General features: G+C 72.1%; 26 protein-coding genes and 1 tRNA gene. 13 read left to right on the forward strand and 14 right to left on the reverse strand.

Features of this window, described 5'->3' with window-relative positions:
- Window positions 1-42: 42 nt before the first annotated feature.
- The 7 genes from ACIRQ9_RS01040 to ACIRQ9_RS01070 form a co-directional block, all read right to left on the reverse strand.
- Complete coding sequence (locus ACIRQ9_RS01040) at window positions 43-600, reverse strand: SigE family RNA polymerase sigma factor (RefSeq protein ID WP_404165783.1); 558 nt, start codon at window positions 598-600, stop codon at window positions 43-45.
- Between the two features lie 192 nt (window positions 601-792).
- Window positions 793-1,959: a lipid-transfer protein gene (locus ACIRQ9_RS01045; protein WP_404165785.1), complete on the reverse strand. Its 1,167-nt coding sequence runs from the start codon at window positions 1,957-1,959 to the stop codon at window positions 793-795.
- Window positions 1,956-2,405, reverse strand: coding sequence for a MaoC family dehydratase (locus tag ACIRQ9_RS01050; protein WP_404165786.1), 450 nt, complete (start codon window positions 2,403-2,405; stop codon window positions 1,956-1,958). The genes ACIRQ9_RS01045 and ACIRQ9_RS01050 overlap by 4 nt, the downstream gene beginning before the upstream one ends.
- The gene (locus tag ACIRQ9_RS01055; protein WP_404165788.1) at window positions 2,395-3,444 is read right to left on the reverse strand and encodes an acyl-CoA dehydrogenase family protein; all 1,050 of its coding nucleotides are present in this window, start codon (window positions 3,442-3,444) and stop codon (window positions 2,395-2,397) included. The genes ACIRQ9_RS01050 and ACIRQ9_RS01055 overlap by 11 nt, the downstream gene beginning before the upstream one ends.
- 1 nt (window position 3,445) lies before the next feature.
- Window positions 3,446-4,390: a bifunctional MaoC family dehydratase N-terminal/OB-fold nucleic acid binding domain-containing protein gene (locus ACIRQ9_RS01060; RefSeq protein ID WP_404165789.1), complete on the reverse strand. Its 945-nt coding sequence runs from the start codon at window positions 4,388-4,390 to the stop codon at window positions 3,446-3,448.
- On the reverse strand, window positions 4,374-5,543 hold the full coding sequence (locus tag ACIRQ9_RS01065; protein WP_404165791.1) for an acyl-CoA dehydrogenase family protein: 1,170 nt from the start codon (window positions 5,541-5,543) through the stop codon (window positions 4,374-4,376). The genes ACIRQ9_RS01060 and ACIRQ9_RS01065 overlap by 17 nt, the downstream gene beginning before the upstream one ends.
- Window positions 5,544-5,718: 175 nt before the next feature.
- Complete coding sequence (locus tag ACIRQ9_RS01070) at window positions 5,719-6,036, reverse strand: hypothetical protein (protein ID WP_404165793.1); 318 nt, start codon at window positions 6,034-6,036, stop codon at window positions 5,719-5,721.
- A gap of 358 nt (window positions 6,037-6,394) precedes the next feature.
- Between ACIRQ9_RS01070 and ACIRQ9_RS01075 the strand changes: the two genes are divergently transcribed.
- Window positions 6,395-7,282 (forward strand): bifunctional DNA primase/polymerase, encoded by an 888-nt coding sequence (locus tag ACIRQ9_RS01075; RefSeq protein WP_404165795.1) that lies wholly within the window; start codon window positions 6,395-6,397, stop codon window positions 7,280-7,282.
- A gap of 46 nt (window positions 7,283-7,328) precedes the next feature.
- Here ACIRQ9_RS01075 and ACIRQ9_RS01080 read toward each other — a convergent pair whose 3' ends face one another.
- Window positions 7,329-8,219: a GNAT family N-acetyltransferase gene (locus tag ACIRQ9_RS01080; protein ID WP_404165797.1), complete on the reverse strand. Its 891-nt coding sequence runs from the start codon at window positions 8,217-8,219 to the stop codon at window positions 7,329-7,331.
- 157 nt (window positions 8,220-8,376) lie between these two features.
- On the opposite strand from ACIRQ9_RS01080, the gene ACIRQ9_RS01085 reads away from it, so the two are divergent.
- Window positions 8,377-8,610 (forward strand): LAETG motif-containing sortase-dependent surface protein, encoded by a 234-nt coding sequence (locus ACIRQ9_RS01085; RefSeq protein WP_404165799.1) that lies wholly within the window; start codon window positions 8,377-8,379, stop codon window positions 8,608-8,610.
- Between the two features lie 275 nt (window positions 8,611-8,885).
- On the forward strand, window positions 8,886-9,290 hold the full coding sequence (locus tag ACIRQ9_RS01090) for a hypothetical protein (RefSeq protein WP_404165801.1): 405 nt from the start codon (window positions 8,886-8,888) through the stop codon (window positions 9,288-9,290).
- Window positions 9,291-9,410: 120 nt separating this feature from the next.
- Here the strand turns inward: ACIRQ9_RS01090 and ACIRQ9_RS01095 are convergent.
- Window positions 9,411-9,500, reverse strand: a tRNA-Ser gene (locus ACIRQ9_RS01095).
- Between the two features lie 60 nt (window positions 9,501-9,560).
- Entirely contained in the window at window positions 9,561-11,033 is a 1,473-nt protein-coding gene (locus ACIRQ9_RS01100) for a S1C family serine protease (RefSeq protein WP_404165803.1), read from the reverse strand.
- Between the two features lie 257 nt (window positions 11,034-11,290).
- Between ACIRQ9_RS01100 and ACIRQ9_RS01105 the strand changes: the two genes are divergently transcribed.
- The 3 genes from ACIRQ9_RS01105 to ACIRQ9_RS01115 all read left to right on the forward strand — a co-directional run bounded on the left by ACIRQ9_RS01105 (window position 11,291) and on the right by ACIRQ9_RS01115 (window position 14,290).
- A complete protein-coding gene (locus ACIRQ9_RS01105; protein WP_404165805.1) occupies window positions 11,291-12,118 on the forward strand; it encodes a glycerophosphodiester phosphodiesterase in 828 nt (275 codons plus the stop codon).
- Window positions 12,119-12,385: 267 nt separating this feature from the next.
- Entirely contained in the window at window positions 12,386-13,024 is a 639-nt protein-coding gene (locus ACIRQ9_RS01110) for an ATP-binding protein (RefSeq protein ID WP_404165807.1), read from the forward strand.
- A 279-nt stretch (window positions 13,025-13,303) separates the two neighbouring features.
- The gene (locus ACIRQ9_RS01115) at window positions 13,304-14,290 is read left to right on the forward strand and encodes a DUF5926 family protein (protein WP_404165809.1); all 987 of its coding nucleotides are present in this window, start codon (window positions 13,304-13,306) and stop codon (window positions 14,288-14,290) included.
- Between the two features lie 244 nt (window positions 14,291-14,534).
- Here ACIRQ9_RS01115 and ACIRQ9_RS01120 read toward each other — a convergent pair whose 3' ends face one another.
- The gene (locus ACIRQ9_RS01120; RefSeq protein ID WP_404165811.1) at window positions 14,535-15,107 is read right to left on the reverse strand and encodes a hypothetical protein; all 573 of its coding nucleotides are present in this window, start codon (window positions 15,105-15,107) and stop codon (window positions 14,535-14,537) included.
- 54 nt (window positions 15,108-15,161) lie between these two features.
- Window positions 15,162-15,833 (reverse strand): bifunctional DNA primase/polymerase, encoded by a 672-nt coding sequence (locus ACIRQ9_RS01125; RefSeq protein ID WP_404165812.1) that lies wholly within the window; start codon window positions 15,831-15,833, stop codon window positions 15,162-15,164.
- 614 nt (window positions 15,834-16,447) lie between these two features.
- On the opposite strand from ACIRQ9_RS01125, the gene ACIRQ9_RS01130 reads away from it, so the two are divergent.
- Both ACIRQ9_RS01130 and ACIRQ9_RS01135 read left to right on the forward strand, forming a co-directional pair.
- On the forward strand, window positions 16,448-17,833 hold the full coding sequence (locus ACIRQ9_RS01130; protein ID WP_404165814.1) for a PP2C family protein-serine/threonine phosphatase: 1,386 nt from the start codon (window positions 16,448-16,450) through the stop codon (window positions 17,831-17,833).
- 105 nt (window positions 17,834-17,938) lie between these two features.
- Entirely contained in the window at window positions 17,939-19,405 is a 1,467-nt protein-coding gene (locus tag ACIRQ9_RS01135; RefSeq protein WP_404165816.1) for an aminopeptidase P family protein, read from the forward strand.
- Window positions 19,406-19,500: 95 nt separating this feature from the next.
- Here ACIRQ9_RS01135 and ACIRQ9_RS01140 read toward each other — a convergent pair whose 3' ends face one another.
- Both ACIRQ9_RS01140 and ACIRQ9_RS01145 read right to left on the reverse strand, forming a co-directional pair.
- Window positions 19,501-20,076, reverse strand: coding sequence for a GNAT family N-acetyltransferase (locus tag ACIRQ9_RS01140; protein ID WP_404165818.1), 576 nt, complete (start codon window positions 20,074-20,076; stop codon window positions 19,501-19,503).
- Between the two features lie 38 nt (window positions 20,077-20,114).
- Window positions 20,115-20,564, reverse strand: a complete 450-nt coding sequence (locus ACIRQ9_RS01145) for an ATP-binding protein (RefSeq protein WP_404165820.1) — start codon at window positions 20,562-20,564, stop codon at window positions 20,115-20,117.
- Window positions 20,565-20,804: 240 nt separating this feature from the next.
- Here ACIRQ9_RS01145 and ACIRQ9_RS01150 point away from each other — a divergent pair, with 240 nt between their 5' ends.
- From ACIRQ9_RS01150 to ACIRQ9_RS01170, 5 genes are all read left to right on the forward strand, one after another.
- The gene (locus ACIRQ9_RS01150) at window positions 20,805-21,671 is read left to right on the forward strand and encodes a hypothetical protein (RefSeq protein WP_404165822.1); all 867 of its coding nucleotides are present in this window, start codon (window positions 20,805-20,807) and stop codon (window positions 21,669-21,671) included.
- A gap of 162 nt (window positions 21,672-21,833) precedes the next feature.
- A complete protein-coding gene (locus tag ACIRQ9_RS01155; protein WP_404165824.1) occupies window positions 21,834-22,571 on the forward strand; it encodes a YcnI family protein in 738 nt (245 codons plus the stop codon).
- Between the two features lie 127 nt (window positions 22,572-22,698).
- On the forward strand, window positions 22,699-23,352 hold the full coding sequence (locus tag ACIRQ9_RS01160) for an SCO family protein (RefSeq protein ID WP_404165825.1): 654 nt from the start codon (window positions 22,699-22,701) through the stop codon (window positions 23,350-23,352).
- A complete protein-coding gene (locus ACIRQ9_RS01165) occupies window positions 23,349-23,861 on the forward strand; it encodes a copper chaperone PCu(A)C (RefSeq protein WP_404165827.1) in 513 nt (170 codons plus the stop codon). Before ACIRQ9_RS01160 ends, ACIRQ9_RS01165 begins: the two co-directional genes overlap by 4 nt.
- A gap of 14 nt (window positions 23,862-23,875) precedes the next feature.
- Window positions 23,876-25,936: a copper resistance CopC/CopD family protein gene (locus ACIRQ9_RS01170; protein ID WP_404165829.1), complete on the forward strand. Its 2,061-nt coding sequence runs from the start codon at window positions 23,876-23,878 to the stop codon at window positions 25,934-25,936.
- The last annotated feature ends 1 nt before the right edge of the window (window position 25,937 follow it).

Here is a 25,937-nt window from a genome sequence, read left to right on the forward strand (position 1 = left end):
TAGGGGCGGGACAACTGACACAGTCGGCCGTGGTCTGTCCGGCTATCGGGCGATCTCCAGCTCGGGATCCTCACGCAGCTTGCCGAGCGCACGCGACACGGCGGACTTCACGGTGCCCACGGAGACCCCGAGCACCTCGGCCGTCTGCACCTCGCTGAGGTCCTCGTAGTACCGCAGCACGACCATCGCCCGCTGCCGCGCGGGCAGCTTCATGATCGCCCGCCACATCGCGTCGTGCAGCGCCTGCCGCTCCGCCGGGTCGTCCCCGCCGCCCACCGGCTCCGGCTCGGGCAGCTCGTCGCAGACGAACTCGTCGACCCGGCGCTTGCGCCACTGCGAGGTCCGGGTGTTCAGCAGGGCCCGGCGCACGTAACCGTCGAGGGCCCGGTGGTCCTCGATCCGCTCCCAGGCCACGTAGGTCTTGGCGAGCGCGGTCTGGAGCAGGTCCTCCGCGTCGTTCGGGTTCGCGGTCAGGGAGCGGGCGGTACGCAGCAGCACCGGCTGACGGGCCCTGACGTACGACGCGAACGACGGGTACGGCCGGGTCTGCCGCCCCGAGACAGCGGCGCCCGAGGCGCTGGTGCAGACGGGTGTGGTCATGGCTCCACGCTATGAGCGAACGGTACGGGGGCGGATCGGCCGCAGGTCCCGAAGGAGAGTCCGCCTCAGGTTGTAGGGGTGGGGCTGGCTACACCTCCTGAAGGTGGAGTACGAGGGCGGTACTCCTGCGGGTTCACCCCTGGGGGTGCGGGCCGGCCGGGGCGCCGGAGCGCGCGCCGGCCCGCCCCCGGTTCATCCGTCCGAGGTCAGGACCAGCCCCGATGTGGGCACTCCGGTGCCGGCCGTCACCAGGACCCGGCCCGCGCCCGGTATCTGGTTCGCCGCGGTCCCCCGAAGCTGGCGTACTCCTTCCGCGATCCCGTTCATCCCGTGGAGGTAGGCCTCCCCGAGCTGGCCGCCGTGCGTGTTCAGCGGCAGCCGCTCCTCGGCCACGAAGTCCGCCGCCTCCCCGCGCCCGCAGAACCCGAACTCCTCCAGCTGCATCAGCACGAACGGCGTGAAGTGGTCGTACAGGATGCCCACGTCGATGTCGGCCGGGGCCAGCCCCGAACCGCGCCACAGCTGTCCGGCCACCACACCCGTTTCCGGCAGGCCGGTCAGGTCGTCCCGGTAGAAGCCGGTCATCTGCTCCTGGCCCCGGCCGGCGCCCTGCGCGGCCGCCGCGATCACGGCCGGCGGACGCGGCAGGTCCCGCGCCCGCTCCACCGAGGTGACGACGAGCGCCTGGCCGCCGTCCGTCTCCTGACAGCAGTCCAGCAGGCGCAGCGGTTCGACGATCCAGCGGGACGCCGCGTGGTCGGCGAGGGTGATCGGGCGGCCGTGGAAGTAGGCGGCGGGATTGGTCGCCGCGTACTTCCGGTCCACCACCGCCACGTGGCCGAACGCCTCCGGGGTCAGCCCGTACGCGTGCAGGTAGCGCTGTGCCGCCATCGCCACCCAGGACGCCGGGGTGAGCAGCCCGAACGGCAGCGTCCAGCCGAGCGCCGCGCCCTCCGCCGACGGCTCCCGGCGCTGCACGCCCGAGCCGAACCGGCGTCCCGACCGCTCGTTGAACGCCCGGTAGCAGACGACGACCTCGGCCACTCCCGCCGCCACCGCCAGCGCCGCCTGCTGGACCGTCGCACAGGCCGCGCCGCCGCCGTAGTGCACGCGGGAGAAGAAGGACAGCTCGCCGATCCCGCAGGCCTGCGCCACGGTGATCTCCGGGCTGGTGTCCATCGTGAACGTCACCATCCCGTCCACGTCGGCCGCGGTCAGCCCCGCGTCGGCCAGCGCGGCCCGCACCGCCTCCGCCGCCAGCCGCAGCTCGCTGCGCCCCGAGTCCTTGGAGAACTCGGTGGCCCCGATCCCGGCGATCGCCGCCCGCCCGCCGAGCGAGTCCCGGCCCCGGACGCTCATGCCTCCTCCTCGTCGACGACGGTGACGGTCACCAGGGAGCCGGTGAGGTGGACGGTCACCGTGCCGGTGACGTGGTCGCCGATGCCGTTGGTGCCCCTCACCCGGACCCTCGCCGTGCCGGTGTCGTCGTCCAGTTCCTCGACGCGGCCGGTCAGCACCATGGTGTCTCCCGGGTGGTTGGGCGCGCCGAGCCGGATGGCGACCTTGCGAAGCTCCGCCGTCGGCCCGAAGAAGTCGGTGATGTACCGGCCGACGAGGCCGTTGGTGGTCAGGATGTTCATGAAGATGTCCGGCGAGCCCTTCCGGCGGGCCAGCTCGGCGTCGTGGTGCACGTCCTGGTAGTCCCGGGACGCGATCGCTCCGGCCACGATCAGCGTCCGGGTGATCGGGATCTCCAGGGGCGGCAGCTCGGTGCCCACGTCCGGCCGTGTCGTCTCACTCCGCATGCGCGATCAACTCCCCCAGTTCCTGGAGCACTTCGCTCCCGCTGCCGAGATAGGCGTCCAACTGGCGCCCCCACAGGAAGTGCCGGTGCACCGGATGCCCGACGTCGGCGCCCGCGCCGCCGTGCAGATGCTGGCCGGTGTGCACCACCCGCTGTCCCGCCTCGGACGCCCACCACGCGGCGGTCAGCGCGTGCGTGGCGTACGGCAGCCCCGCGTCCCGCCGCCAGGCCGCCTCGTACGCCGTCACCCGGATCGCCTCGACGTCCATGTGGGCGTCGGCGGCCCGGAGCTGGACGGCCTGCCGGGTGGCGAGCGGGCGCCCGAACTGCTCGCGGGTGTTGGTGTGCGCGACGGCCCGAGCCAGCGAGCCCGCGCAGACACCGGCCTGGAGCCCGGCGAAGGCGGTGCGGGCGACGGCCAGGACGTCCGCGTAGGCACCGGGGCCGCCCGGTCCCGGAGCGTCGCCGAGGGGTTCGGCGGGGGCTTCGCGGAGCGTGAGCCGCCCGGCCGACCAGGGCGCGGTCAGCTCGGTCTCCTCGACGCCGGTGCTCTCGCCCGTGCCGAGCGGCACCAGCCAGAGCCGCCGGCCGGCGTCCGCGACCAGGACGTGCGTGGCGTCGCGCAGCCAGGGGACGACGGGGACGGCGCCGGTCAGCCCGCCGCGCTCGGCGGGCCGTACGCCCCGCTGGGCGGGAAACGCCCCGGCGACGACCAGCGATCCGTCCTCGATCCCCGGCAGCAGCCGCTCCCGCTGTTCCGCGGTGCCGTGCGCCGCGACCGCCAGCAGCCCGTACGCACAGCTCGCCGCGTACGGCACCTGGGCGGTGGTCCGCCCCTGTTCCTCCAGGAGCAGTACCAGCCCCAGCAGGCCCAGTTCGCCCACCGCGGCGACCAGTCCGGCCCCGGTCAGGGCCTTCCACAGCTCTTGGTCGCTGCCGCTGCCGGCGGCCCGCAGCCGTTCGTGGGTGGCGAGGTCGGCGAAGATCCCGGCGGCCAGGTCGCGGGCCGCGGCCTGCGCCTCGGTGGGCGTGAAGTCCATGTCAGGCCTCCCCGCCGCCGGCACCGGGACCGGCGAGGCCGTCGACGGTCCGGAAGACGGGCAGGGTCAGCGTGCCCTCCTCGTCCTCGTACCGCCGGAACTCCACCCGTACCGGCAGGCCGATCCGCACCTTGTCGTACGGCACTCCCACCACGTTGCTCACCATCCGCACGCCCTCGGCGAGTTCGACCAGGCCGACCGCGTACGGAGGGTCGAAGGCCGGGAAGGGCGGGTGGTGCATCACGACGTACGAACGGACCGTCCCCTCGCCGGACGACTCGACCGTGTCCCAGTCGAGGCCGCCGCAGGCGTTGCAGCCCGGCAGCCAGGGGTGGCGCAGGGTGCCGCAGCCGGTGCAGCGCTGGATGAGCAGGCGGCCCTCGGCCACGCCCTGCCAGAAAGGGGCGTTGTCCCGGTTGACCACCGGCCGGGGCCGCGCCGGAGCCCTGACCGGCCGCCCGGCGGGCGCGTACTTGAGGACGCGGAGGCGGTGCACGCCCACCGGCTCGTCGCCGACCCGGATGTCCGTGCGCGTGGTGACGAAGTAGCCCGTGCCCAGTCTCGTGGTCTTCCGCGCGGACACCGTCTCGATCACCGTGTCGAAGACCGGCTCGTCGCCCGGCCGCAGCGGGCGCAGGTACTCCTGCTCGCAGTCGGTGGCGACGATCGAGACGCAGCCCGCCTCGTCGAGCAGCGCGGACATCTCGTCGTACGCCCCGGTGCGTGACGGGTTCCCGGACAGGCCGCCCATCGTCCAGGCCTGGAGCATGGTGGGCGGGGCGATCGCGTCCGGCCCCTCGTACGCCGGGTTCGTGTCGCCCATCGCCTCGCACCAGTGCCGGATCATGGGCAGGTTGACCGGGTCCTTGGCGGTGCCCGCCCGGGAGGCCGGCAACCCCTCGTACGCCTTGAGCCGCGCCCCCAGCTCGTCAGTCTCCCCGGCCACGGCCACCCCTCCTCATCCCGAGCCGCATCGTCGCGACGATCTCCCGCTGCACCTCGCTCACCCCGCCCCCGAACGTGTTGATCTGCGCCGCCCTGTTGAGCCGCTCCAGCTCGCCGTCGCCGAACGCCCCCGGCGACCCGGACCGGACCAAAGCCGCCTCGCCGACGATCTCCTGACACATGCGATACGTCGCGACTGCCGATTCCGTTCCCGCGAACTTCACGCCGCTGGCCTCCGCCGGGGCCACCCTGCCCGCCCCCGCGTCCCCCACCAGACGCCAGCTGAGCAGGCGGTTCGCCGCCAGCCGGGCATGCGCTTCGGCCAGTCGGAAACGCACCCAGGGCTCGTCAACACGGCGATCGCCGGTCACCGGATCGGGGGTGCGGGCGGCGGTGAGCGCCGCCTCGTAGAAGTCCTCGGCCTGCATGGCGGTCGCGGCGAGGGCGACCCGCTCGTGGTTGAGCTGGTGGGTGATGAGCGACCAGCCCTCGTGCTCGGCGCCGACCAGGTGCCCTGCCGGGACGCGGACGCCGTCGTAGTACGTCGCCGTGGTGGTCTGCCCGCCCACCGTCTCGATCGGGGTCCAGGAGAAGCCGGGGGCGTCGGTGGGGACCAGGAGGATCGAGATGCCGCGGTGCCGGGGCGCGTCCGGGTCGGTGCGGCAGGCGAGCCAGATCCAGTCGGCGTGCTGGGCGCCCGAGGTGAAGATCTTCTGGCCGTCGATCCGCCAGCCGTCGCCGTCCCGCACCGCCCGGGTGCGCAGGGCCGCCAGGTCGGTGCCGGCGGAGGGTTCGCTGTAGCCGATGGCGAAGACCAGGTCGCCGCTGAGGATGCCGGGCAGGAACCGGGCCTTCTGCTCGTCGTCGCCGTACGTCATGAGCGTGGGCCCGACCGTGTTGAGCGTGACCATCGAGACGGGGGCGCCGGCCCGGTACGCCTCGTCGAAGAAGACGAACTGCTCCTCGGCACCGCGCCCTTGGCCGCCGTAGTCCACGGGCCAGCCGAGGCCGAGCAGGCCGTCCGCGCCGATGCGGCGCAGCAGGGCACGGCGCTCCTCGGGTGCCGCGGGCACGGGGGAGGGCATCAAGGAGCGGAAGTAGGCACGGAGTTCGGCGCGCAGCCGCTGCTGGCGTTCGGTGGGGGCCAGATGCATGATTTCTGACTGTCCGTCAGATACGGCCGCCTGTCAAGGTCGAACAGCGGATGCCGGGAGCGCCCGGGGGGCGGCGGCCCACTCCGGACAAACGCCTGCGCGGCGGTACCGGAGTACCGCCGCGCAGGCGCGCTACATCCCCACGGAGCACACCCCACCCGGGCTCAGGCAGGGGCTACCACAGCCGGGTGAAGTGGACGGCAACGTTGTCGTTGCCCTGCTGGAGGGCCGTCCAGGCGGAGCCGTTGACCTGCGCGGTGTTGCTCTGGTTCGACGCCCCGTTGCCCACCGCGTTCTGCTGCGTGGTGGAGGAGTTGCCGTTGTTGTCGTGGCCGACGCCGCTGCCGATGATGCCCGCCACACCGGCGTTGGCGCTCGATCCGTTGCCGGCGATCGCACCGTTGTCCGCGGCGGCGACACCGGCGAAGAGAGCGGCGGCGAGCGGGAGGGCGGAGACGGCAGCGAGGACGCGGGCGGTACGGATGCTTGCCATGTTGTTTCCTCTCAGAGCCCGGCTGAGCCGGTGAGTACGTCAAGTACGGCTGTTTCCGGGGCAGTTGGCCGACCGCCTCGGGGTTGTCATCGACGTCGCGAGATCAGGATTGCCCACCGAATCCCCGGCGAACCAGTCCTTCCGGTCTCATTCGCCCTCAAGCGTGATGACAAGTCGATAAACCCCTTTCGCCATCTTTGGTCGATTCACGTCCTGATCGTGACCAGTCAGGACAGCACCACCGCAGGCACTCCAAGAGGAGAACCGATCCGGCGCGGGTTCCGGCCAGGCCACCGCGCCCGGCATGCCGCACCGACCCCCTCTTCCTTTTTTCGAACGTACGTACGAACATGGATCCATGGCCACCACCGACCGGCAGGCCACGACGCTGGCCCTCGCACACGCCCTGTCAGCCGCCGAGCGCGGCCTGGCCGTCATCCCCCTGTCCCGGACCAAACTCCCGGCCCTGCGCTCCCCCCACCGATCCCTCCACCCCGACCAGCCGCGACCGGCGCTGCCGCCCTGCCACGGCGAGTGCGGCCACCCCGGCCACGGCGTGTACGACGCCACCACCGACCAGGCCCGCGTCCGCGAACTGTTCGCGGCGGCACCCTGGGCCACCGGCTACGGCATCGCCTGCGGACTGCCCCCGTACCGCCTCATCGGCGTCGACCTCGACGTGAAGACCGGCACCGACGCCCCCGGAGCCCTGCGCGAACTGGCCCTCCGGCACCTGTTCACCATCCCGCCCACGGTCGTCGTGCTCACGCCCAGCGGCGGCCGCCATCTCTGGCTGACCGGACCGCCGGACGCCGTGATCCCCAACTCGGCCGGCCGGCTCGCCCCCGGCATCGACATCCGGGGCGCGGGCGGCTACCTGGTCGGCCCCGGCTCCCGCACCGACCACGGCGTCTACGCCACCGCCCCCGGCACCGAACACCTGGTCCCGGCCCCCTGCCCGCCCTCTCTGCTCCGCCTCCTGCTGCCACCCCCGCGGGCCCCGCACCCGGCGACCCATCCCTCGGTCGGCGACCGCGGCCAGGGCCTGGTCCAGTTCGTCCTCGCAGCCCACGAGGGCCAGCGCAACACCCGCCTGTTCTGGGCGGCCTGCCGCGCCTACGAGAACGGCATCGGCCGCGCCCTGCGCGCCCCGCTGACCGACGCGGCGGTGCGCACCGGCCTGACCGAACGCGAGGCCGGCGCGACGATCGCGTCGGCGGCCCGCATGACGGGCCACCACCCCTGAACGGCGGGGCACGCCGCGGGGCCAGGACCCGCCGAAGAACGCGAGGTCACGAACGCGAGGCAGCCGCCTGGGGCACGGGGCCCGAGAAGTCGTACACCGCCCAGTCCGTGACCCGGACGTACCCGAGGCGCCGGTAGAGGGCGTTGCTGGTCGGGTTGGCCGCGTTCGTGTAGAGCACCACCTCGCGCGCGCCCGCGTCGCGTGCGGCCCGGCTCACCTCGGCGGTCACGGCACCCGCGTAGCCGCGGCCGCGCAGGTGGGCCGGGGTGTAGACCGGGTCGACCCGGACCACGCCGGCGACCATCGGGTTCACGCCCGCCATGGACACGGGGGTGCCGTCCGGGGTCTCCCACAGGGTGTAGCGCTTCTCGGCGAAGCGGGTGCCGGACCAGGACCCGGCGTCGATGACGACGTCCTCCCCGACGTCCGCCGCGAACTCGCGGCACCAGCGCATGAGGTGCTCGTGGTCCGCCCCGCCCATGATCCGGCCCCGGCCCGCCGGGAACGGATCGGGCGGGGTGAGCGTGCCGAGCCGGTAGAGGTGCATCCGGACCCGGAGCGTGGGCGTCGCGCCGGTGCGCCGGGACCAGGCCTCGGCGAAGGCGGCGGCGGTGTCGTGGTCCGCGCTGACGAAGGGCACGGAGTGTCCGAGAGCGACCAGGCGGGCGGCGAGTCCGTCGGCCTGGCCGCTCGTCAGCGCGGAGACCGTCAGGCCGCCGGGCGGGAACCGGTAGAAGAACGCGCCGACCTCCCCCGCGCCCTCCAGCCGTCCCAGCACGGGAACCCGTCCGCCGACCCCGGCCCGCCCGAGGACGCGCAGCCTCTCCAGCACCGAGAGCGGAGAGGTGTGCAGCACGGGCCGCGACCGCAGGAACCCCCCAGCGCGGGCCAGGAACTCATCGACGTCGTCGGTCAGACACCACTCGGCTGCACGCATGCCGAAAGCCTTCCGAGCGACCGGAGATCCGTCCAGTGCCCGGAGGACATCCGCGTCCAAGCGTTTCCCTTGACCGACCCCGAACACGGTCACGGCCGTTCGTTCATCGCGCCTTCACCCGCGACGACGCCTCTTTGACAGGGGTCTTCACGGGCTTGTGGACGCGCAGGGTTTTGGACGTCCGTGCAGCACGGCCGCCGCACCCGCGGCGAGCGGCGCCCCGTCCCCGGCGGGCGGCGCCCCGTGCCCGGCGGGCGGCAGCGGCAACCTCGCCGAGACCGGCGCGAGCGGCGGCACCACGGTGATCGCGGGCGCCGCGGCGGCCTTGGTCGTGGCCGGCGGCGGCATCGTCCTGGCACCGCGCCGCCGGACGTCCCACGGCTCCCACTGACAAACCCCTGCCGACCCCAGGTCCTCACACCTGTTGCCTCACACCTGTTGCCTCACACCCGTTGGCTCACACCCGTTGCCGCCCAGCCGTGGCCTCACACTCGTTGCCGCCCTCCGCGCCGACGGCCCCGCGCGTCCCCGCCGGAGCGGGGCCGCACGGCGAGCGCCGGGCAACTCCCGCCCGAAGTCTCGGAGCCGACCTCTCAACGTCGTCAACCGCAGGCCGACGGGCACCGGTGGCGAGTGGCCTTACCTGGGCGTATACGATCCCCGGCCATGAAGCGTTCGATGATCGCGCTGGTCAGCGCCGGAGCAATCACCCTCGCCTCGGGTGGCTATGCCGTCGGGGCCATGCGACACGACGGCGCGTCCGAGCGGTCAGCGACGTGCGAGCAGGCCAACCAGGACTTCGAGAAGCGGGCTGGTCAGTTCCGGAAGCACAAGGAAAGGGAGTCCCGCGATGCCGACTACTCCGACTCCGTTTCCGCAAGCTGGGCGATGGAGTCGACCAAGGTGAAGATCCTCGGCCTGATCGTGGTGCAGAATCCGACCTGTTTCGGTGCCGGGACGCGTGCGACAGCGGCGTATCTCCAGCAACACCGAACCGAGGGCGAGCAGGACGCTGCCGCGTGTGAACTTGCCGCCGTCCCCGCCAAGTACTGCACGATCGCGGTCGACTGAAGGCGACGTGCCCCTGTCGTGCCCGTTCAGGCGGGAAACAGCGGGGAGTCACGGGCACCGGCGGGCGCCGGGCACGAGAACGGACCCTGACCGATTCACCTGGTCAGGGTCCGTTTCTGCTGGCGGTGGGTGTGGGATTTGAACCCACGGTGACATCGCTGCCACGACGGTTTTCAAGACCGTTCCCTTAGGCCGCTCGGGCAACCCACCCCGCGCCGACCGAGATCGGCGCGGGGAACAGAGTAACCGGTCGGCACGCGCGCGTGCGGGTCAGTTGTCGCCCACACGGGAGCCCAGGGTCATTTCGACCGTGTGTTCGGAACCGCCCCGCTTGTAGGTGACCTGGACCTTGTCGCCGGGCTTGTGGGTCCAGATCTCGCCGATCAGGGTGGGGCCGCTGTCGATCACCGTGTCGTCGAGCTTGGTGATGACGTCGCCGGGCTTGAGGCCGGCCTTGTCGGCGGGGCCGCCCGACTCGACCGCGGCCGCGCCGCCCGACCCGGAGTCGGTGATCTGCGCGCCGTTGCTGCTGTCCTCCAGGGACACCGAGGCGCCGATCTTCGCGTAGACCGGCTTGCCGGACTGGATCAGCTGCTGGGCGACGTACTTGGCCTGGTTGATCGGGATGGCGAAGCCGAGGCCGATCGAGCCCGACTGCCCGGTGCTGCCCAGGCCGCCGCTGGAGGAGGACTGGATCGCGGAGTTGATGCCGATCACCGCACCCGAGGCGTCCAGCAGCGGGCCACCGGAGTTGCCGGGGTTGATGGAGGCGTCGGTCTGCAGGGCGCTCATGTAGGACGCCTTGCTGGTGGAGCTGCCGTCGCTGGAGGCGACCGGACGGTTCTTGGCGCTGATGATGCCCGTGGTGACCGTGTTGGACAGGCCGAAGGGGGCGCCGATGGCGATCGTCTCGTCGCCGACCGCCACGTTGTCCGAGTTGCCGAGGGCGAGCGGCTTGAGGTCCGACGGCGGGTTCTTGAGCTTGATGACCGCGACGTCGTAGCCCTGCGCGTGGCCGACGACCTCGGCGTCGTACTTCTTGCCGTCCGGGAACGTCGCGGTGAGCTTGCCACCGTCCAGGGCGTCCGCGACCACGTGGTTGTTGGTGACGATGTGGCCCTGGGTGTCGAAGACGAACCCGGTGCCGGTGCCGCCCTCGCCGTTGGTCGACTCGGCCTCGATGGTGACCGTGCTGGGCAGCGCCTTGTTGGCGACCGCCGCGATGGTGCCGGCGGCGCGCTTGACCTGGGTGGCGCCGCCGTCGGCGGAGGCGGAGACGGTGGTGGAACCGAGGTTGTCGTTGTTCTTGGCCAGGGTGTAGCCGAGGCCGCCGCCGAGGCCGCCCGCGACCAGCGCGGCCACCAGGACGGCGGCGATCAGACCGCCGCGTCCGCTGCCCTTCTTCGGCGCGGTCTGCGGCTGCTGGTAGGGCTGGTGCTGCTGGTACTGCTGGTCGTACGACGAACCCCAGCCCGCACCCGCGGCGCCTGCCCCGGCACCCGCGCCGGAGTCGGCGTAGGAGGGCGTCGCGGGCGGCGGGGGCGGCCAGGAGCCCTCGGGGCCCCGCGGCGCGGCGTACGGGTCACCCGCGGGCGCGCCCTGGGGCACCGGCGGGATCGGGGTGGTCGGCGATTCTCCGCCGTCGGACGCGGCTGCCTGCGGCGGGGCAGCGGGAGACGTCGGCGGCACAGGAGGTGCGGACGGGGCCGGAGGTACCGGGTTGCCCTCGTTCTCGGTGCTCACAGCTTCTCTCCTCGGTCCACGGCTTTTCGTCTCGGTCGCACTGGGTCACGCTCTTTCAACGCTTGCTGTCGTCCGGCGCGATTCGGCTGAGCATGTGCTTTTGTACGTCCTCAGCTTTTCCCACCGGCCGTCAGGGCACCATAAGCGGTGGCTGTGGGTACACCGACAACCTTTATATAGGGCCTGTCTGACAAAAGTTCCCTTTACCGGCATCCTGGATGCCCCCACGCACGTCCGCACGATGGCACCATGTCGCGGTGACCCACGCACCACAGCATCGCATTCAGGTCGTCGCCCACCGCGGGGCCTCCGAGGACGCCCCCGAGCACACCCTCGCCGCGTACAAGAAGGCCATCGAGGACGGCGCCGACGCCCTGGAGTGCGACGTACGGCTGACCGCGGACGGGCATCTGGTCTGCGTCCACGACCGCCGGGTCAACCGTACGTCGAACGGACGGGGCGCGGTCTCCGCCCTGGAGCTCGCGGACCTGGCCGCCCTGGACTTCGGCTCCTGGAAGAAGGGGCCGGGCTGGCGGGGCCGGGACGAGGAGCCCGAATGGGAGGTCCGGCCCGAGGACCGCGGCGACACCTCCGTCCTCACGCTGGAGCGGCTGCTGGAGCTGGTCGCGGACGCCGGGCGGCGGGTGGAGCTGGCGATCGAGACCAAGCACCCCACACGGTGGGCCGGGCAGGTCGAGGAGCGGCTGCTCCTCCTGCTGAAGCGTTTCGGCCTGGACTCCCCGGCCACACCGGCCGAGTCGCGGGTGCGGGTGATGAGCTTCTCGGCGCGGTCGCTGCACCGGGTGCGGTCGGCCGCGCCGACGCTGCCGACGGTCTACCTGCTGCAGTTCCTCTCGCCCCGGCTGCGCGACGGACGGCTGCCGGCCGGGGTGGGCGTCGCGGGTCCCTCGATCCGGATCGTGCGCAACCACCCCGCCTACATCGAGCGGCTGAAGCGCAACGGCCACCAGGTGCACGTCTGGACGGTGAACGAGCCGGAGGACGTGGACCTGTGCCTGGAACTCGGCATCGACGCGATCATCACCAACCGGCCCGCGGCGGTGCTGCGTCGGCTCGGCCGCTGAGCGGGAGCGAGCAGCCCCGTGACAACCGGCGGGACTCTTGCGGCACCCGTCGGGACCCGGCCCGGGACGACGTGCGGCGCCCGCGCCGGGATAAAGAGTCGCGTAAGTAATCACCGCACCCCTTGACCCCACAGCCCGCTCACACCATCCTCACGTATCGGCCACACCATCGAAATCCAGCCACACGCAGCCGTACCCGGGGGATACGACTACGAGTCCGTCACGGGGTGTGCTCCGGCGCGTTCGGTCCGTATTCGCCCGTTGCGAGTGCGTCACCGGGCATTCATTGGCCGGTTTCCGGTTCAGGCCAATGGGGCATCCACACCGTGGCGTGGGGCAAAGGAGGTCTCGGGGGTGGCGTTGGTGGTGGCACAGGAGGTGCCCACGTCGTCGAGCATGGCCGTACCGCATGGCCCTGCGGGCGTGGGCAAGGCGAGGCACCGTATGCGCGATCAGTTGCGCACCCGCGGTGTATCGGAATCGGTCATCGACGACGCCGTACTGATCCTTTCCGAACTGTTGAGCAACGCCTGCAAACACGGGCGGCCCTTGGGCGACGCTCTCGCCGGTGACGGGGACGTCCGGGCCGCGTGGCGCGTGGACACGCGCGGCAGACTGGTCGTGGAGGTGACGGACGGCGGCGGACCCACCCGCCCGGCTCCGATGACCCCCTCGGTCACGGCGCACGGCGGCCGCGGCCTGAACATCATCACGGCCCTGGCCGACGACTGGGGCGTCCGGGACGACGCCCGCGGTGAGGTGACGGTCTGGGTCGTGATCCACAGGGGTGTGGACGATCCCGGCGGCCCGGTCCGCCACGACGCCTTCGCTACGCGCGTCATGGCACCCGCGGCCGCGGAACTGGCCGGCCTCGACTTCGCCGACGCGTTCGACGACCTGGACTGACCGCGACGGCGCGTTCGACGACCCGGATCGACCGCGACGGCGCGTTCGACGACCCGGATCGACCGCACCGACCGGGTCGACGACCCCCGACCGGCCACACCGACCCGATCGACGACCCCCGACCGGCCACACCGACCCGATCGACGACCCCCCGACCGACCGCACAGACCCGTCCGGCGGCGCCCGCGCCGCGGCTCCGTCCACAGGTACCCGTGGCCCGGGGCGCGAACGGCTAGGCTCCCGCCCGTACGAGACGAGCCGTAACCGGGAGACACCCAGATGGCCAAGAAGCGCCCCCAGACAAAGGCCACGCGGCCGCAGCTCAGCGATGCAGCCAAGGCCGGCGGCACTGGAGACTTTCCGGTCGTCGGCGCCCGCGAACCCTGCCCCTGCGGCAGCGGCCGCCGCTACAAGGCGTGCCACGGCCGGGCGGCCGCGCACGCGGCGACCGAGCTGGTGCACCGCCCGTTCGAAGGGCTGGCCGGCGAGGGCGACTGGGTGGCACTGCGCGAGCTGGTCCCCGCCGCCACGGTCGAACTGCCCCTGAAGGGAGGCCTGCCCGAGGGCGTCCCCTCGGTCACGCTCGCGACGGTGCTGCCGATGGCCTGGCCGGCGCTGCGCCGCGAGGACGGCACCGTCCTCCTCGGCCTGCAGAACGACACGTCGTCCGGCGACATCAGCCGGGACCTCGCCGACACCCTCCAGCGCGCCCTCGCCGCCGAGCCGGGCACCCCGGTGCAGGGCCGTCGGGCGCCCGCCGACAGCCCCCGGCTGCAGGATCTCCTCGACCCCGAGGGCGCGTTCGAACCCGTCGTGCACGACGGGTTCGAGTTCTGGGTGCAGGACGCGGAGAACGCCACCTCCGAGGTCGCCGCCTCCCTGGAGCGGGCCAACGCGGCCGCCATCCCCACGGTGAAGCTGACCGGCGTCGATTCCGCCTACTGGTGCGAGACGCCGGAGAAGAACCACCTGCGCTGGGTCATGCCGTATCCCGAGGAGCAGCTTCTGGACGCTCTCGCGCGGCTGCACGCGGCGGGCAGGTCCAGCCTCGGCGAGGGGACCCGGCTGGTGGGTTCCTTCCGCGCCCACGGCCTCACCGTGCCGGTCTGGGACCTGCCGAGCGGGGTCGGCGCCGAGGACGTGGAGAAGCCGGCCGCCGAGTTCGCCGAGCGCCTCGCGACCGCTCTGGCCTCGGAGGCACCGCTCACGGCGGAGGAGCGCCGGGCCCGCGGCGGGCTCACCAACCGGCAGGTCACGCTCAGCTGACGATCAAGGCCGGCCAGGGGACGCGGCTGACCGACCGGTCAGCCGCTCCGCGCCCGCCGGCTCGGTGACTCCGGTCACAACTTCCTTACGCAGCAAGCAGATACGTGTCCGAATAGCCGAGACCGAATTTGCGAACCGCAGATCTCTTGTTACCGTCTCAGTAGCCCGGTTGCTGGTGCATCCCCCGTCGCCAGCAACCGGGCCTTTCCATGCCCGGCTCCGGTGCACCGACCGACGCGATACGTCAACTCCCCTTCGCGGTAGCGGAGTTGGCCTCGTCGCCCGCAGAGTTGCTGGCGCTGCGCAGCAGCAGCGGTCCGTCGTCGTCGTGCGCCGCGAACTCCGTGACGGCCGTGTAGGCGTCCAGCGAGCCCCGCGTGTGCTCCCGGGGGGTCTCACAGGTGGCGGGGTCGTCGGCGGCGTCCGCGGCGCAGTGCGTCTGCACGGTGCGGCCCTGCGGGCCCATGAGGCTCAGCACGGACTCCAGGTCCGCCCCGGTCGCGTTGCGGTAGTAGGTGCGCGCCCAGGTGTCCGCGCCCTGGGCCATCACGCAGGTCTGCGCCTCCACCCCGCCGGGAGAGGTGAGTTCGGGACCGCAGCGGGCGGCGGTGGCCAGGCCGAGGCCGAGCACCCGCGGAGAGCGGGCGGGCGCCGGCAGCTTCTCGTCGTCGCTCCGGGCCGGATGTCCGGTGGCCTCGCCCACCTGCCCCGCGGACGCCACGGTCAGCGGCAGCGCGACCGCGCACACCACCACCCCGGCGAGGGCGAGCAGACGAAGTCGGGGGTCCGGGGGTTGCCCCCCAGAAGTACGCAGCATGAGCGGAAGATAACCAGCGACGCGCGAGAAGCGGCGCTCTCGCGCCCGACACCCTTACAACTCGGGTGCGCTCACACCCGTACGGGTGAGGGCGTCGACCACGGCGTCCACCACGGCCTCCACGTCGGGCACCCACGGCTTGGCCGAGCCGGGCAGCGGAGCACGCTCCCAGCGGATGGCGCCCTGGCCGGTCTCGGACGGCGGCAGGGCGAGGTAGCCGCCCTCCCCGTGGAAGCGGAGCGAGCCGGGGACGAAGTCCTTGGCGTACAGCAGCTCGCCCAACTGCTCCATGGAGTACGGCTTGACCAGCAGCGCCCAGCGGGTGGGCGACGCGACCACCGGGCCGAGACGCATGCCGCGGCGGTCGAGCAGGGTGAGGGCATGGGAGGCGGCGAGGGCGGGCAGACTGACCGCGCAAGGCGCCTTGCCGGCGGCTCCGGTGGCGAGGACGATCGGCGCGGCCGGCCGGTTGCCCCACCACCAGCGCACCATGCGCTCGTCGGTGGTGGCGGCGAGCAGACCGGGATCGAAGGGGTGCGCGCCGGGCACCGTGCACTCCGGGTCTGGACAGGCGCAGCGGGCCCGGCCCTGCGGGTCCGCAGCCACGCCGGGGAGCACGGGCCACTGCCATTCCGTGGCGAAGGCCAAGGCCGCGTCGAGCAACTCGGACCCCTTGCCTTTCCGCCTGGACAGGAGCCTGCGTCGCCTTCCGAGGATCTCGCGCATGAGCGCTCGTTCCTTTCCGTTGCACCGCTGGCAACACCGTGGACCACATCACGTCATGTGTCGATCACTTCACTGTGCGTACCTGTTGGCGCATCACACCCCTGCGCTGGCAGGGGGATCCCCAGGGGGTCGAGCCGGGGGCCGCGCCGGCATCCACATACTGCGTTCATCAAAAGCACGGCCACGGCATGGGGGTGGCGAAGTCTGGCGTTTTGCCGTTCCGAGTGTTTCTCTCCGCCGCCGCCACGGGAGGATGGGGCACGGTCGTCGGTGGTTAAGACGCCCGGGTCCGTCGCCAGGTTCCGGGTGATCCCCAACCACCCCTGGCCTTCTCCGAGTACGTACCCATCACGACCGCTGTGACGCTCCGTGGAGCAAGGCCAGTCGACCGCAATGAACCGTTGCCCGAGTCAGTTTTAAGCCAACTTCGCTTTTGCGCAAGCCGTCCGGGAGAAGTCACCGCAAGGCTCGTGGACACCAGGAATCCCGGCAGGACAATGCTGGACATCCCCTCACGAGTGCGTGTACATGTGGAGCCACTGCCGGTGGCGCAGGAAGACATGGGGGTTTGCGATGCTTCTGAGCAATACGCACAGGTCTGAAAGCCGGACGAGATGAACGCCCCGCACCCTCCGAAAGTGGCTGGAATCGATTCAACGGTGCCCACGCCCGCACACACTGTCGCGCCGGTCTCCCCCGCCCCGGGCTCCTCTCCCGTCCCGAAGCCCCCCGCCGCACCGGCGCCCGGCACCGTCCTCCAGGACCGGCTGGCCGGCTGGGTCTCCGACCTCACCACCCTCCACGAACTGACGGAACGGCTCGCCCGCACCGCCCCACTGGAGTCCGCGCTCCACGAACTGCTGCGCGCCGGCGCCGCCCTGGTGGGCGCCCGGCGCGGACTCGTCGCCTTGGACCCGGCCGACGGCCTCGGCCCCCACACCACGCTCGGCCTGGGACTCGGCCGCGCCGACCTCGGCCACCTGGAGACCGTCCCGGCGGGCGCGCTGCCGTACGACACGGGCACCGCCGCCGAGATCGTCCACCCCGACCTGTTCGCCGAGGACGGCCTCGACCCCCGCCACCGCGAGGTCGCCGCCCGGCTCGGCTACGCCGCCAGCTACGCGCTCCCGCTGACCACCGACGCGGCCGCGCGCCTGGGCGCCGTCCTGTGGCTGTACGACGGTCCCGCCGAGCCGGACGAGCGCCAGCGCCACCTCGTCGGCCTGTACGTCCGCTTCGCAGCCGAGCACCTGGCCCGGCTGCTGGACGTCGAGCGCACGCGCGCGTGCATGGCGACCATCGCCGAGGAACTGCTCCCCACCCGGCTCCCGCGGGTGCCCGGGGTCCAGCTCGCCGCCCGGCACCGCACCGGACCGCGCGGCGGCGGCGACTGGTACGACGCGCTGCCGCTGCCGGACGCCGCACTCGGCCTCTCCGTCGGCTCGGTCACCGGCTCCGGGCCCAGCGCGGTGGCCGCGATGGGCCGGCTGCGGGCCTCCCTGCGGGCGTACGCCGTGATGGAGGGCGAGGACCCGGTCGCGGTCCTGTCCGACCTCGAACTGCTGCTGCGGCTGACCGAACCGGCCCGCTCCGCCACCGCCCTGTTCGCCTACGTCGAGCCCACGCTGCGCAAGGTCACCCTGGCCGGCGCCGGGCACAGCCCGCCGCTGCTGATCGGGGAGCGCCGCACCGAGTTCGCCGAGACGTCGGTCTCGGCGCCGCTCGGGATGCTGGCCTGCTGGGAGGCGCCCAGCGTGGAGATCGAGGCCGCGGCCGGGGAGACCGTGCTCTTCTACACCGACGGCCTGCTGCACCGCACCGGCGACCCCATGGACCGCGCCTTCGCCCGGCTGCACACGGCCGCCGCGAGCGTCCCGCGCGCGCTGCGCCACGACCCCGGGGCGATCGCCGACCACGTGCTGCGCACGGTGCTGCCGGACGGACTGGACTCGGCCGACAGCGAGGAGGACGTGGTCCTGCTCGCGGCCCGTTTCGACTGATCGGTCGGTCAAAGGGCCAGGTCACCCCGTAAGGCGCCGTCCGGCCCTGGGTCGTCGTTCAGTACGACCGTACGATGGTCGGGATTCAGTGCAGTGTCGAGGAGGATGACCGTGGCCGACGAGCTCAACCCGGAGACCCCGGAGACCGAGCAGGAAGAGCCGATCAAGCAGCGCAAGAACGGCCTGTACCCGGGCGTGTCCGACGAGCTCGCCGAGAGCATGAAGTCCGGCTGGGCCGACACGGAACTGCGCGACCTCAAGCCCGTCGAGCAGGCCGGGCACACCGCCCGCCGCCGCGCCGAGCTGTCCGCCCGCTTCCCGGGCGAGCGCCTGGTGATCCCGGCCGGCAACCTGAAGACCCGCTCGAACGACACGGAATACCCGTTCCGTGCGTCGGTCGAGTACGTCTACCTCACCGGCAACCAGACCGAGGACGGCGTACTCGTCCTGGAGCCGAAGGACGACGGCCACGTGGCCACCGTCTACCTGCTGCCCCGCTCCGACCGCGAGAACGGCGAGTTCTGGCTCTCCGGGCAGGGCGAGCTGTGGGTGGGCCGCCGCCACTCCCTGACCGAGTCCGAGGCGCTCTACGGCATCCCCGCCGCCGACGTCCGCGAACTCGCCGACACGCTGCGCGAGGCCACCGGCCCGGTGCGCGTCGTGCGCGGGTACGACGCCGGCATCGAGGCCGCGCTGACCGACAAGGTCACCCGCGAGCGCGACGAGGAACTGCGCGTCTTCCTCTCCGAGGCGCGGCTGGTCAAGGACGAGTGGGAGGTCGGCGAGCTGCAGAAGGCCGTCGACTCCACGGTCCGCGGCTTCGAGGACGTGGTGAAGGTCCTCGACAAGGCCGAGGCCACCTCCGAGCGCTACATCGAGGGCACCTTCTTCCTTCGCGCGCGCGTGGAGGGCAACGACATCGGCTACGGCTCCATCTGCGCCGCCGGCCCGCACGCCTGCACCCTGCACTGGGTCCGCAACGACGGCCCGGTGCGCTCGGGCGACCTGCTGCTCCTGGACGCCGGCGTGGAGACGCACAGCCTCTACACCGCCGACGTCACGCGCACGCTGCCGGTCAACGGCACCTACAGCGCGGTGCAGAAGAAGGTCTACGACGCGGTGTACGACGCCCAGGAGGCCGGCATCGCCGCGGTGCAGCCGGGCGCCAAGTACCGCGACTTCCACGACGCCGCGCAGCGGGTGCTGACCGAGCGGCTCGTGGAGTGGGGGCTCGTGGAGGGCCCGGTGGAGCGGGTGCTGGAGCTCGGGCTGCAGCGCCGGTGGACGCTGCACGGGACGGGCCACATGCTCGGCCTGGACGTCCACGACTGCGCCGCCGCGCGGACCGAGACGTACGTGGAGGGCGTCCTGGAGGCGGGGATGGTGCTGACCGTCGAGCCGGGCCTGTACTTCCAGGCCGACGACCTCACCGTCCCGGAGGAGTACCGGGGCATCGGCGTCCGGATCGAGGACGACATCCTCGTGACGGCCGACGGGAACCGGAACCTCAGCGCGGGGCTGCCCCGGCGCTCGGACGAGGTCGAGGCGTGGATGGGCTCGCTCAAGAGCTGACGCGCGCGCCGAACGGCCGGGCACCCGATGGGTGCCCGGCCGTCGTCATGTCCGGTGGGCGGGCGGAGGCCGTGCGCGGGGGTGCGGTCACGCGGTCACAGGGCCGGATCACGGTCGTGCAGGACCCGCTGGAACAGCCTGCTGTCCCGCCATTCCCCATTGATGTGGAGATACTGCGGCGCATCTCCGATGGTCTCGAATCCGCATTTCTTCAGCACGCGTTGCGACGTCGTGTTGTCGATGAGGGTGGAGGCCTCGATCCGGTGGAGCCCCAGGTCGTCACGCGCGATCTCGCAGACCCGCTCCAGGGCGGCGCTGGCGAGCCCGCGGCCCTGCTGATCACCGGCCACCCAATAGCCGACGTAGGCACTGCAGAAAGGGCCCAGGGAAATTCCGGAAAGGGTGATCGCGCCGACGATCCCGCGGTCCGGCGCGGTCTCCATCACCCAGGGGACCATGATCCCGTCCGCGGCCTGTCGCAGCAGGCCATCGATGCGTTCGGTCTGGCCCTCGACGGTGAAGAAGGAGTCGGGTCTGAGCGGCTCCCAGGGTTCGAGATGCTTTCGGTTCCCGGCGTACGCGGCGGACAGCGGTTTCGCGTCGCCCGCGGCAATGGGACGCAATATCACGCCGGGCAGGATTGCCTTTTCTTTGATCTTTTCGAGAATCATGCGCGCACCCTAGCGCGCGGGTTATGCGGGAGGGAGAGTCATGCCGAAAGCAGGGAAGGATCTTTGGTCCACTTGAGGATCTTGTCGAAGCTGACGACCGTGCCGTCGCGATCCGGTTTGTTGCCGATGTGGACGTGATCGGCGAGCTCCCTGATCAGACAGAGCCCTCTGCCGTGCTCGGCGTCGGGACGGGCGGGCCTGATCTCCTGGGTGCGGGCTAACCCCGCCCCGAGCCCCGGCCCCGAGTCGGTCACCTCGATACGGCACTTCTCGCCGTCCAGGTAGGCGGTGACCCGGTACGCCTCGGAGGGCCGGCCCGCCCCGCCGTGCTCGACGGCGTTCGCGCAGGCCTCGCTGAGGGCGACGGAGAGGTCGTAGGAGATCTCCGGGTCCACGCCCGCCGTCTCCATCGTGCCGATCAGCAACCGCCGGGCGAGCGGGACGCTCGCGGCCTCACGCCGCAGATGGAGTGACCACCAGATGCTCATGCTCCAGCCTCCTGGCCGCGGCTCGACATACCGATACCTATTGCCACCCGTGCGCGCGTGTAAGCACTCCGTTGATGTGAGAACGCCCATCCGGAGGATGCGCCCGGGGAGGTTTCGGTGTATGTACGGCTGGTTCGTGGCAAGGGCGATCTTCCGCTTCTTCCACTCCTTTCACCCCTGACCGAATCTTGCGGACCTGCCGTACGACGGGCACGGGCCCAGTGCGATGATGAGCGCGCCATGAACGCCCCCCACCCGCGCGCGGCGCGCACCGGAAGCGGACTGCGGCTCCTGCGGGCCGTGGTGTTCGCCGCGCTCTGCGTCGTGCTGGCGGCGGCGGGGCACACCCTGGCGTCCTGCGCGACCGTTCCGCTGTGGACGCTCGGCGCGGGCTTCCTGGGCACCCTGGCACTCGTCGTCCCGCTCACCGGGCGGGCCCGCACGCTGCCGGGGATCGTGGCGCTCCTCGCGCTCGTCCAGACCACGCTGCACACGCTGTTCGGCCTCGGACAGCAGGGCGCCGCGGCGATGTCCGCGGGCTCGACGTCGTCCGTGACGTCGATGACGTCCATGCCCTCGATGCCGGGCATGTCGGCGACCGACGCCTCGCTGGTGGAGCGGGCCGCACGACTGGTGTGCGGGGCCGGGGCGGCACAGATCAGCCCCGCCCACGCGTACAAGATCCTCTCCGACGCGCACCTCAGCACCGCCGCCCCCGGTCCGTCGGCGGGCACGGGCACGGGCACGGCGGCGGACGCCGCCGGGGTCTCCGGCCTGATGCTGCCCTCCGTACCCATGCTGCTCGGGCACCTCCTGGCGGCCGTGATCGCCGGATGGCTGCTGCGCCGGGGCGACCTGGCGCTGCTGCGGCTCATCGACCTGTCGACGCACGGAGTCGCCGAGGGCGCTCTCGTCCGTTCCCTGCGCGGGGCGCTCGCGCTGGCGTGCGCTCTGCGCGCCGGACTCGTCGCCGTACCCGAGGCGCCCGTCCACGGCCGTCGCGCCACCTGGGCCGAGCCGCCCGCGCCGCACACCGTCGCACTCCAGCACTCCGTGATCCGGCGCGGTCCGCCCACGGACGCCGCCGAACTCGTTCTCGCCGCCTGACGCGACGCGACCAGAGCACTTCGCCGGATCTGTCCGGTCCGGAAGGCCTGCCGCCGTCGCGCGGCGCCCGCGCGTGCCCGCACGTTCCGCTGCCCGCGCGCCCTTTCGACGACAGAACTCACTCAGAGTGGAGTGCTCCCTGCCATGAAGGCTTTCCGTGCCATGAAGGCTTCCCGTCTCGCCGCCGTCACCGCTGTCGCGGGCACGGCCGTCCTCGCCGTCTCCTCGCCCGCGTTCGCCCACGTCAGCGTGCAGCCCGAGGGCGCCGCCGCCAAGGGTGGTTACGCGGTCATCGACTTCAAGGTCCCCAACGAGCGCGACAACGCCTCGACGACCAAGGTCGAGGTCAACTTCCCCGCCGACCACCCGCTCGCCTCCGTCATGCCGCAGCCGATGGCCGGCTGGAAGATCGAGGTCACCAAGGCCAAGCTCGCCAAGCCCATGGAGATGCACGGCGAGAAGATCTCCGAGGCGGTCACCAAGGTCACCTGGACCGCCGAGGACAAGGGCGTCGAGCCCGGCTACTTCCAGAAGTTCCCGCTCTCCGTCGGCGCCCTGCCCGAGAACACCGACGAACTGGTCTTCAAGGCGATCCAGACGTACTCCGACAAGGAGGTCGTCCGCTGGATCGAGGTCCAGCAGAAGGGTCAGGAGGAGCCCGAGAACCCGGCGCCGACGCTCGCGCTGTCCGCCGCCACCGACGACCACCACGGAACCGCCGCCGCCGCCGAGGACACCGCCGCCAAGACCGAGACCACGGCCTCCGACGACTCCGGTTCCACTGGCGGCAGCGACACCACGGCCCGCGTCCTCGGCGTCGTCGGCATCGTCGTCGGCGCGGCCGGGGTCGCCTACGGCGTCCTCGCCGGCCGCCGCCGGTCCACCGGCTCCGCGGCCTGAGCTCCACGTCCGTAGCGCGCACAGGGGGCCGTGCGAGGCTGTCGAGGCTCCGACAGCTTCGTACGCCCCGGTAGCCCTCGTACGCCCCCGGTGCGCGCCGGATCTCTCACATCTGGGACATTTTCCTATGCGCAAGAAGACGTTCGCCGCGGCCGCGCTGCTCGCCGCCGCCACTCTCACCCTCTCCGCCTGCGGCAGCGGCGACGACGCCAAGTCACCCGTCACCGTCGTCGCCGGAGACACCTCGAACAAGGCCGCGACCGTCCTGGACCAGCCGTTCACCAAGCCCGATCTGGTCCTCACCGACACCCACGGCGAGAAGTACGACCTGCGGGCCGAGACCAAGGGCAGGCCGACGCTCGTCTACTTCGGCTACACGCACTGCCCCGATGTCTGCCCGCTGACCATGAACAACCTCGCGGTCGCGAAGAAGGCGCTGTCCAAGGCGGACCAGGCCCGGCTGCGGGTCGTGTTCGTCACCACCGACCCGGGCCGTGACACCCCGGCCGAACTCGGCAAGTGGCTCAAGGGCATCGACCCCGAGTTCATCGGCCTGACCGGCGACTTCGCCACCATCCAGGCCGGCGCCCGCAGCATCGGCATCTCCATCGAGCCGACCCACAAGGACAAGAAGACCGGCAAGACCGTCTCGGTGCACGGCACCCAGGTCATGGCGTTCTCGCCGAAGACCGACGGCGGTTACGTCCTCTACGGCGAGAACGCCACGGTCGACGACTACACCAAGGACCTCCCCAAGCTGATCAAGGGGGAGAACCCGTGAGGCGTCCGGTCCCCAGGCTCCCGGCGCCGACCGGCCGGCGGCTCGCCCTGGCCGGCGTGGCCACGACCGGCATAGCCCTGACGAGCGCGCTGCTCCTCACGGGCTGCGGCGGCTCGGACACCTCCGGCGCCTCGGGAACCGGCCTGTCCGTCGGCGCCTCTTACATGCCCCAGCCGGTCTCCGCCGACATGGCCGCCGGCTTCCTGACGATCACCAACAAGAGCGGCGCCGACGACGAGCTGACGTCCGTCACCAGCGACTCCGCGGGCGAGGTCACGCTGCACGAGACCACCGGCGGGGCGATGGAGCAGGTCAGCTCCTTCGAGGTGCCCGCCCACGGTCAACTCGTGTTCAAGAGCGGTGGCAACCATCTGATGTTCGAGAAGCTGAAGCACCGCCCGGAGCAGGGCGACACGATCACTCTGAAACTGAAGTTCGCCAGATCCGGTCCGCTCACCGTCGAGATGCCGGTGAAGTCCGCCACGTACAACCCGTCGACCGGACACTGAGGGAGGGACCGACCTTGACACGGACCATCACCCCCCGCCTGCGCACGCTGGTGCTGCTGTTCCTCGCCGTCACCGGCGCGCTGCTGGCCGGCGCCGGGCCGGCCTCGGCGCACGCCGCGCTGACCGGCAGCGACCCCGCCCAGGGGGTGGTGGTCCCGAAGGCACCCGACCAGGTCTCGCTCACGTTCTCCGAGAACGTGTCGACGAACGACGACTCGATCCGGGTCCTCGACCCGCAGGGCAAGCGGGTCGACCTGGGCAAGCCGAACAACCTGACCGGGACGAGCTACGGCGTCCAGCTCAAGAGCGGCCTCGGCAAGGGCACGTACACCGTCGCCTGGCAGGTCGTCTCGGCGGACAGCCACCCCGTCGCCGGCGCCTACACCTTCTCCGTGGGCGCCCCCTCCGCGACCGTCGCCTCGGTCGGGGACCAGAACGCGGGCGGCGGAGCGGTCGGCTGGCTGTACGGCTTCGGGCGGTACATGTCCTACGCCGGGTACATCGTGCTCGTCGGCGGCGCCGCCTTCGTGCTCGCCTGCTGGCAGCGCGGCGCCGGCGTGCAGGCCCTGCAACGGCTGGTCGTCGGCGGCTGGCTGACGCTCACCGCGGCCACCCTCTGGCTGCTGCTGCTGCGCGGCTCGTACACCACCTCCGGCAGGTTCGGCGACATCGTCGACCTCGACCTGCTCGGCCAGGTCCTGCAGACCAAGACCGGCGCCGCGCTGGTCTCCCGGCTGCTGCTGCTCGCGGCCGCCGCGCTGTTCATCGCCGTTCTCTTCGGGACCTACGACAAGCGCGAGGAGGGCGCGGACAAGCGCGACCTCACCTTCGGCCTCGCCATCGGCGGGACCGTCGTGGCCGCCGGGCTCGCGGCGAGCTGGGCCATGGCCGAGCACGCCTCCACCGGGCTCCAGCCGGCCGTCGCGATGCCCGTCGACGTCCTCCACCTGCTGGCCGTCGCCACCTGGCTGGGCGGCCTGACCGCCCTGCTGGTCGCCCTCTACCGGGCCCCGGCCGACATCCCCGTCGACTCCACCGCGGTGCGCCGCTTCTCCCGCGTGGCCTTCGGGAGCGTGGTGGCGCTGGTCGGCACCGGCGTCTACCAGTCCTGGCGGCAGCTCGGCTCCTGGTCCGCCTTCACCGACACCGCCTACGGACAGCTGCTGCTGGTCAAGATCGCACTGGTGGCGGTCCTGGTCGGCATCGCGTCCGTCTCGCGGCGGTGGACGGGACGGCTCGCGGCCCCGGCCACGGCGAGGACGCACGAGGACGACGCGACGGCGACGGACTCGACCCGGACCGAGGCCGATGCCCGGACCGAGGCCGACATCCAGGCCGACGCCGACGCCGACGCCGTGGCGGAGACGGAGCAGGAGCAAGAGCAGGAGAAGGAGACCGTCAAGGCGTCCGCCGCCACCCGGCAGGCGACCGGCACGACGGACGCGGCCGTGGGCACCGGCGCCTCCGCCCGTGACGAGACGGCGGACCCGGACCGCGCGGCCCAGCTGGCCAGGCAGCAGGCCGCCAAGGACGCCGCCCGGCAGAAACGCGCGCGGGACGCCGACCCCAACCGCTTCGGCCTGCGCCGCTCGGTGCTCGCCGAGGCCGGGGTCGCCGTCGTCCTGCTCGCGGTCACGACCGTGCTGACGCAGACCGAACCGGGCCGCACCGAGCAGGACGCCAAGGCCGCGGCGGCGTCCTCCTCCTCTTCCTCGGCGTCGAGTTCCACCTCAGGCGCGCTGACCCTCGACATGTCCTTCGACACGGGCGGCACGGACGGCAAGGGCGTCGTCCGCGTCGACCTCGACCCCGCGGCCGTGGGCCTCAACGAGATGCACGTCTACGTCCAGCGCCCCAACGGCCGGGCCTTCGACATCCCCGAGGTGAAGGTCGCCTTCACGCTCGCCGCCAAGAAGATCGGGCCGCTTCCCGTCGCCCCCGACCACGTCACCACCGGACACTGGGCCGCCAACGGCGTACAGATCCCGATGGCCGGTGACTGGCAGGTCTCCGTGACCGTGCGGACCTCCGACATCGACCAGGTGACCGTCTCCAAGAACGCGCAGATCGGCTGAA

Source organism: Streptomyces sp. NPDC101237 (assembly GCF_044767465.1).
Taxonomy (GTDB): Bacteria; Actinomycetota; Actinomycetes; order Streptomycetales; family Streptomycetaceae; genus Streptomyces; species Streptomyces gramineus.

Excerpts from the sequence above, each read along its gene's own strand:
- ACIRQ9_RS01040 (WP_404165783.1), bottom strand. The coding sequence starts at position 600 with ATGACCACACCCGTCTGCACCAGCGCCTCGGGCGCCGCTGTCTCGGGG.
- ACIRQ9_RS01045 (WP_404165785.1), bottom strand. The coding sequence starts at position 1,959 with ATGAGCGTCCGGGGCCGGGACTCGCTCGGCGGGCGGGCGGCGATCGCC.
- ACIRQ9_RS01050 (WP_404165786.1), bottom strand. The coding sequence starts at position 2,405 with ATGCGGAGTGAGACGACACGGCCGGACGTGGGCACCGAGCTGCCGCCC.
- ACIRQ9_RS01055 (WP_404165788.1), bottom strand. The coding sequence starts at position 3,444 with ATGGACTTCACGCCCACCGAGGCGCAGGCCGCGGCCCGCGACCTGGCC.
- ACIRQ9_RS01065 (WP_404165791.1), bottom strand. The coding sequence starts at position 5,543 with ATGCATCTGGCCCCCACCGAACGCCAGCAGCGGCTGCGCGCCGAACTC.
- ACIRQ9_RS01070 (WP_404165793.1), bottom strand. The coding sequence starts at position 6,036 with ATGGCAAGCATCCGTACCGCCCGCGTCCTCGCTGCCGTCTCCGCCCTC.
- ACIRQ9_RS01075 (WP_404165795.1), top strand. The coding sequence starts at position 6,395 with ATGGCCACCACCGACCGGCAGGCCACGACGCTGGCCCTCGCACACGCC.
- ACIRQ9_RS01080 (WP_404165797.1), bottom strand. The coding sequence starts at position 8,219 with ATGCGTGCAGCCGAGTGGTGTCTGACCGACGACGTCGATGAGTTCCTG.
- ACIRQ9_RS01090 (WP_404165801.1), top strand. The coding sequence starts at position 8,886 with ATGAAGCGTTCGATGATCGCGCTGGTCAGCGCCGGAGCAATCACCCTC.
- ACIRQ9_RS01115 (WP_404165809.1), top strand. The coding sequence starts at position 13,304 with ATGGCCAAGAAGCGCCCCCAGACAAAGGCCACGCGGCCGCAGCTCAGC.
- ACIRQ9_RS01120 (WP_404165811.1), bottom strand. The coding sequence starts at position 15,107 with ATGCTGCGTACTTCTGGGGGGCAACCCCCGGACCCCCGACTTCGTCTG.
- ACIRQ9_RS01125 (WP_404165812.1), bottom strand. The coding sequence starts at position 15,833 with ATGCGCGAGATCCTCGGAAGGCGACGCAGGCTCCTGTCCAGGCGGAAA.
- ACIRQ9_RS01130 (WP_404165814.1), top strand. The coding sequence starts at position 16,448 with ATGAACGCCCCGCACCCTCCGAAAGTGGCTGGAATCGATTCAACGGTG.
- ACIRQ9_RS01135 (WP_404165816.1), top strand. The coding sequence starts at position 17,939 with ATGACCGTGGCCGACGAGCTCAACCCGGAGACCCCGGAGACCGAGCAG.
- ACIRQ9_RS01140 (WP_404165818.1), bottom strand. The coding sequence starts at position 20,076 with ATGATTCTCGAAAAGATCAAAGAAAAGGCAATCCTGCCCGGCGTGATA.
- ACIRQ9_RS01145 (WP_404165820.1), bottom strand. The coding sequence starts at position 20,564 with ATGAGCATCTGGTGGTCACTCCATCTGCGGCGTGAGGCCGCGAGCGTC.
- ACIRQ9_RS01150 (WP_404165822.1), top strand. The coding sequence starts at position 20,805 with ATGAACGCCCCCCACCCGCGCGCGGCGCGCACCGGAAGCGGACTGCGG.
- ACIRQ9_RS01155 (WP_404165824.1), top strand. The coding sequence starts at position 21,834 with ATGAAGGCTTCCCGTCTCGCCGCCGTCACCGCTGTCGCGGGCACGGCC.
- ACIRQ9_RS01160 (WP_404165825.1), top strand. The coding sequence starts at position 22,699 with ATGCGCAAGAAGACGTTCGCCGCGGCCGCGCTGCTCGCCGCCGCCACT.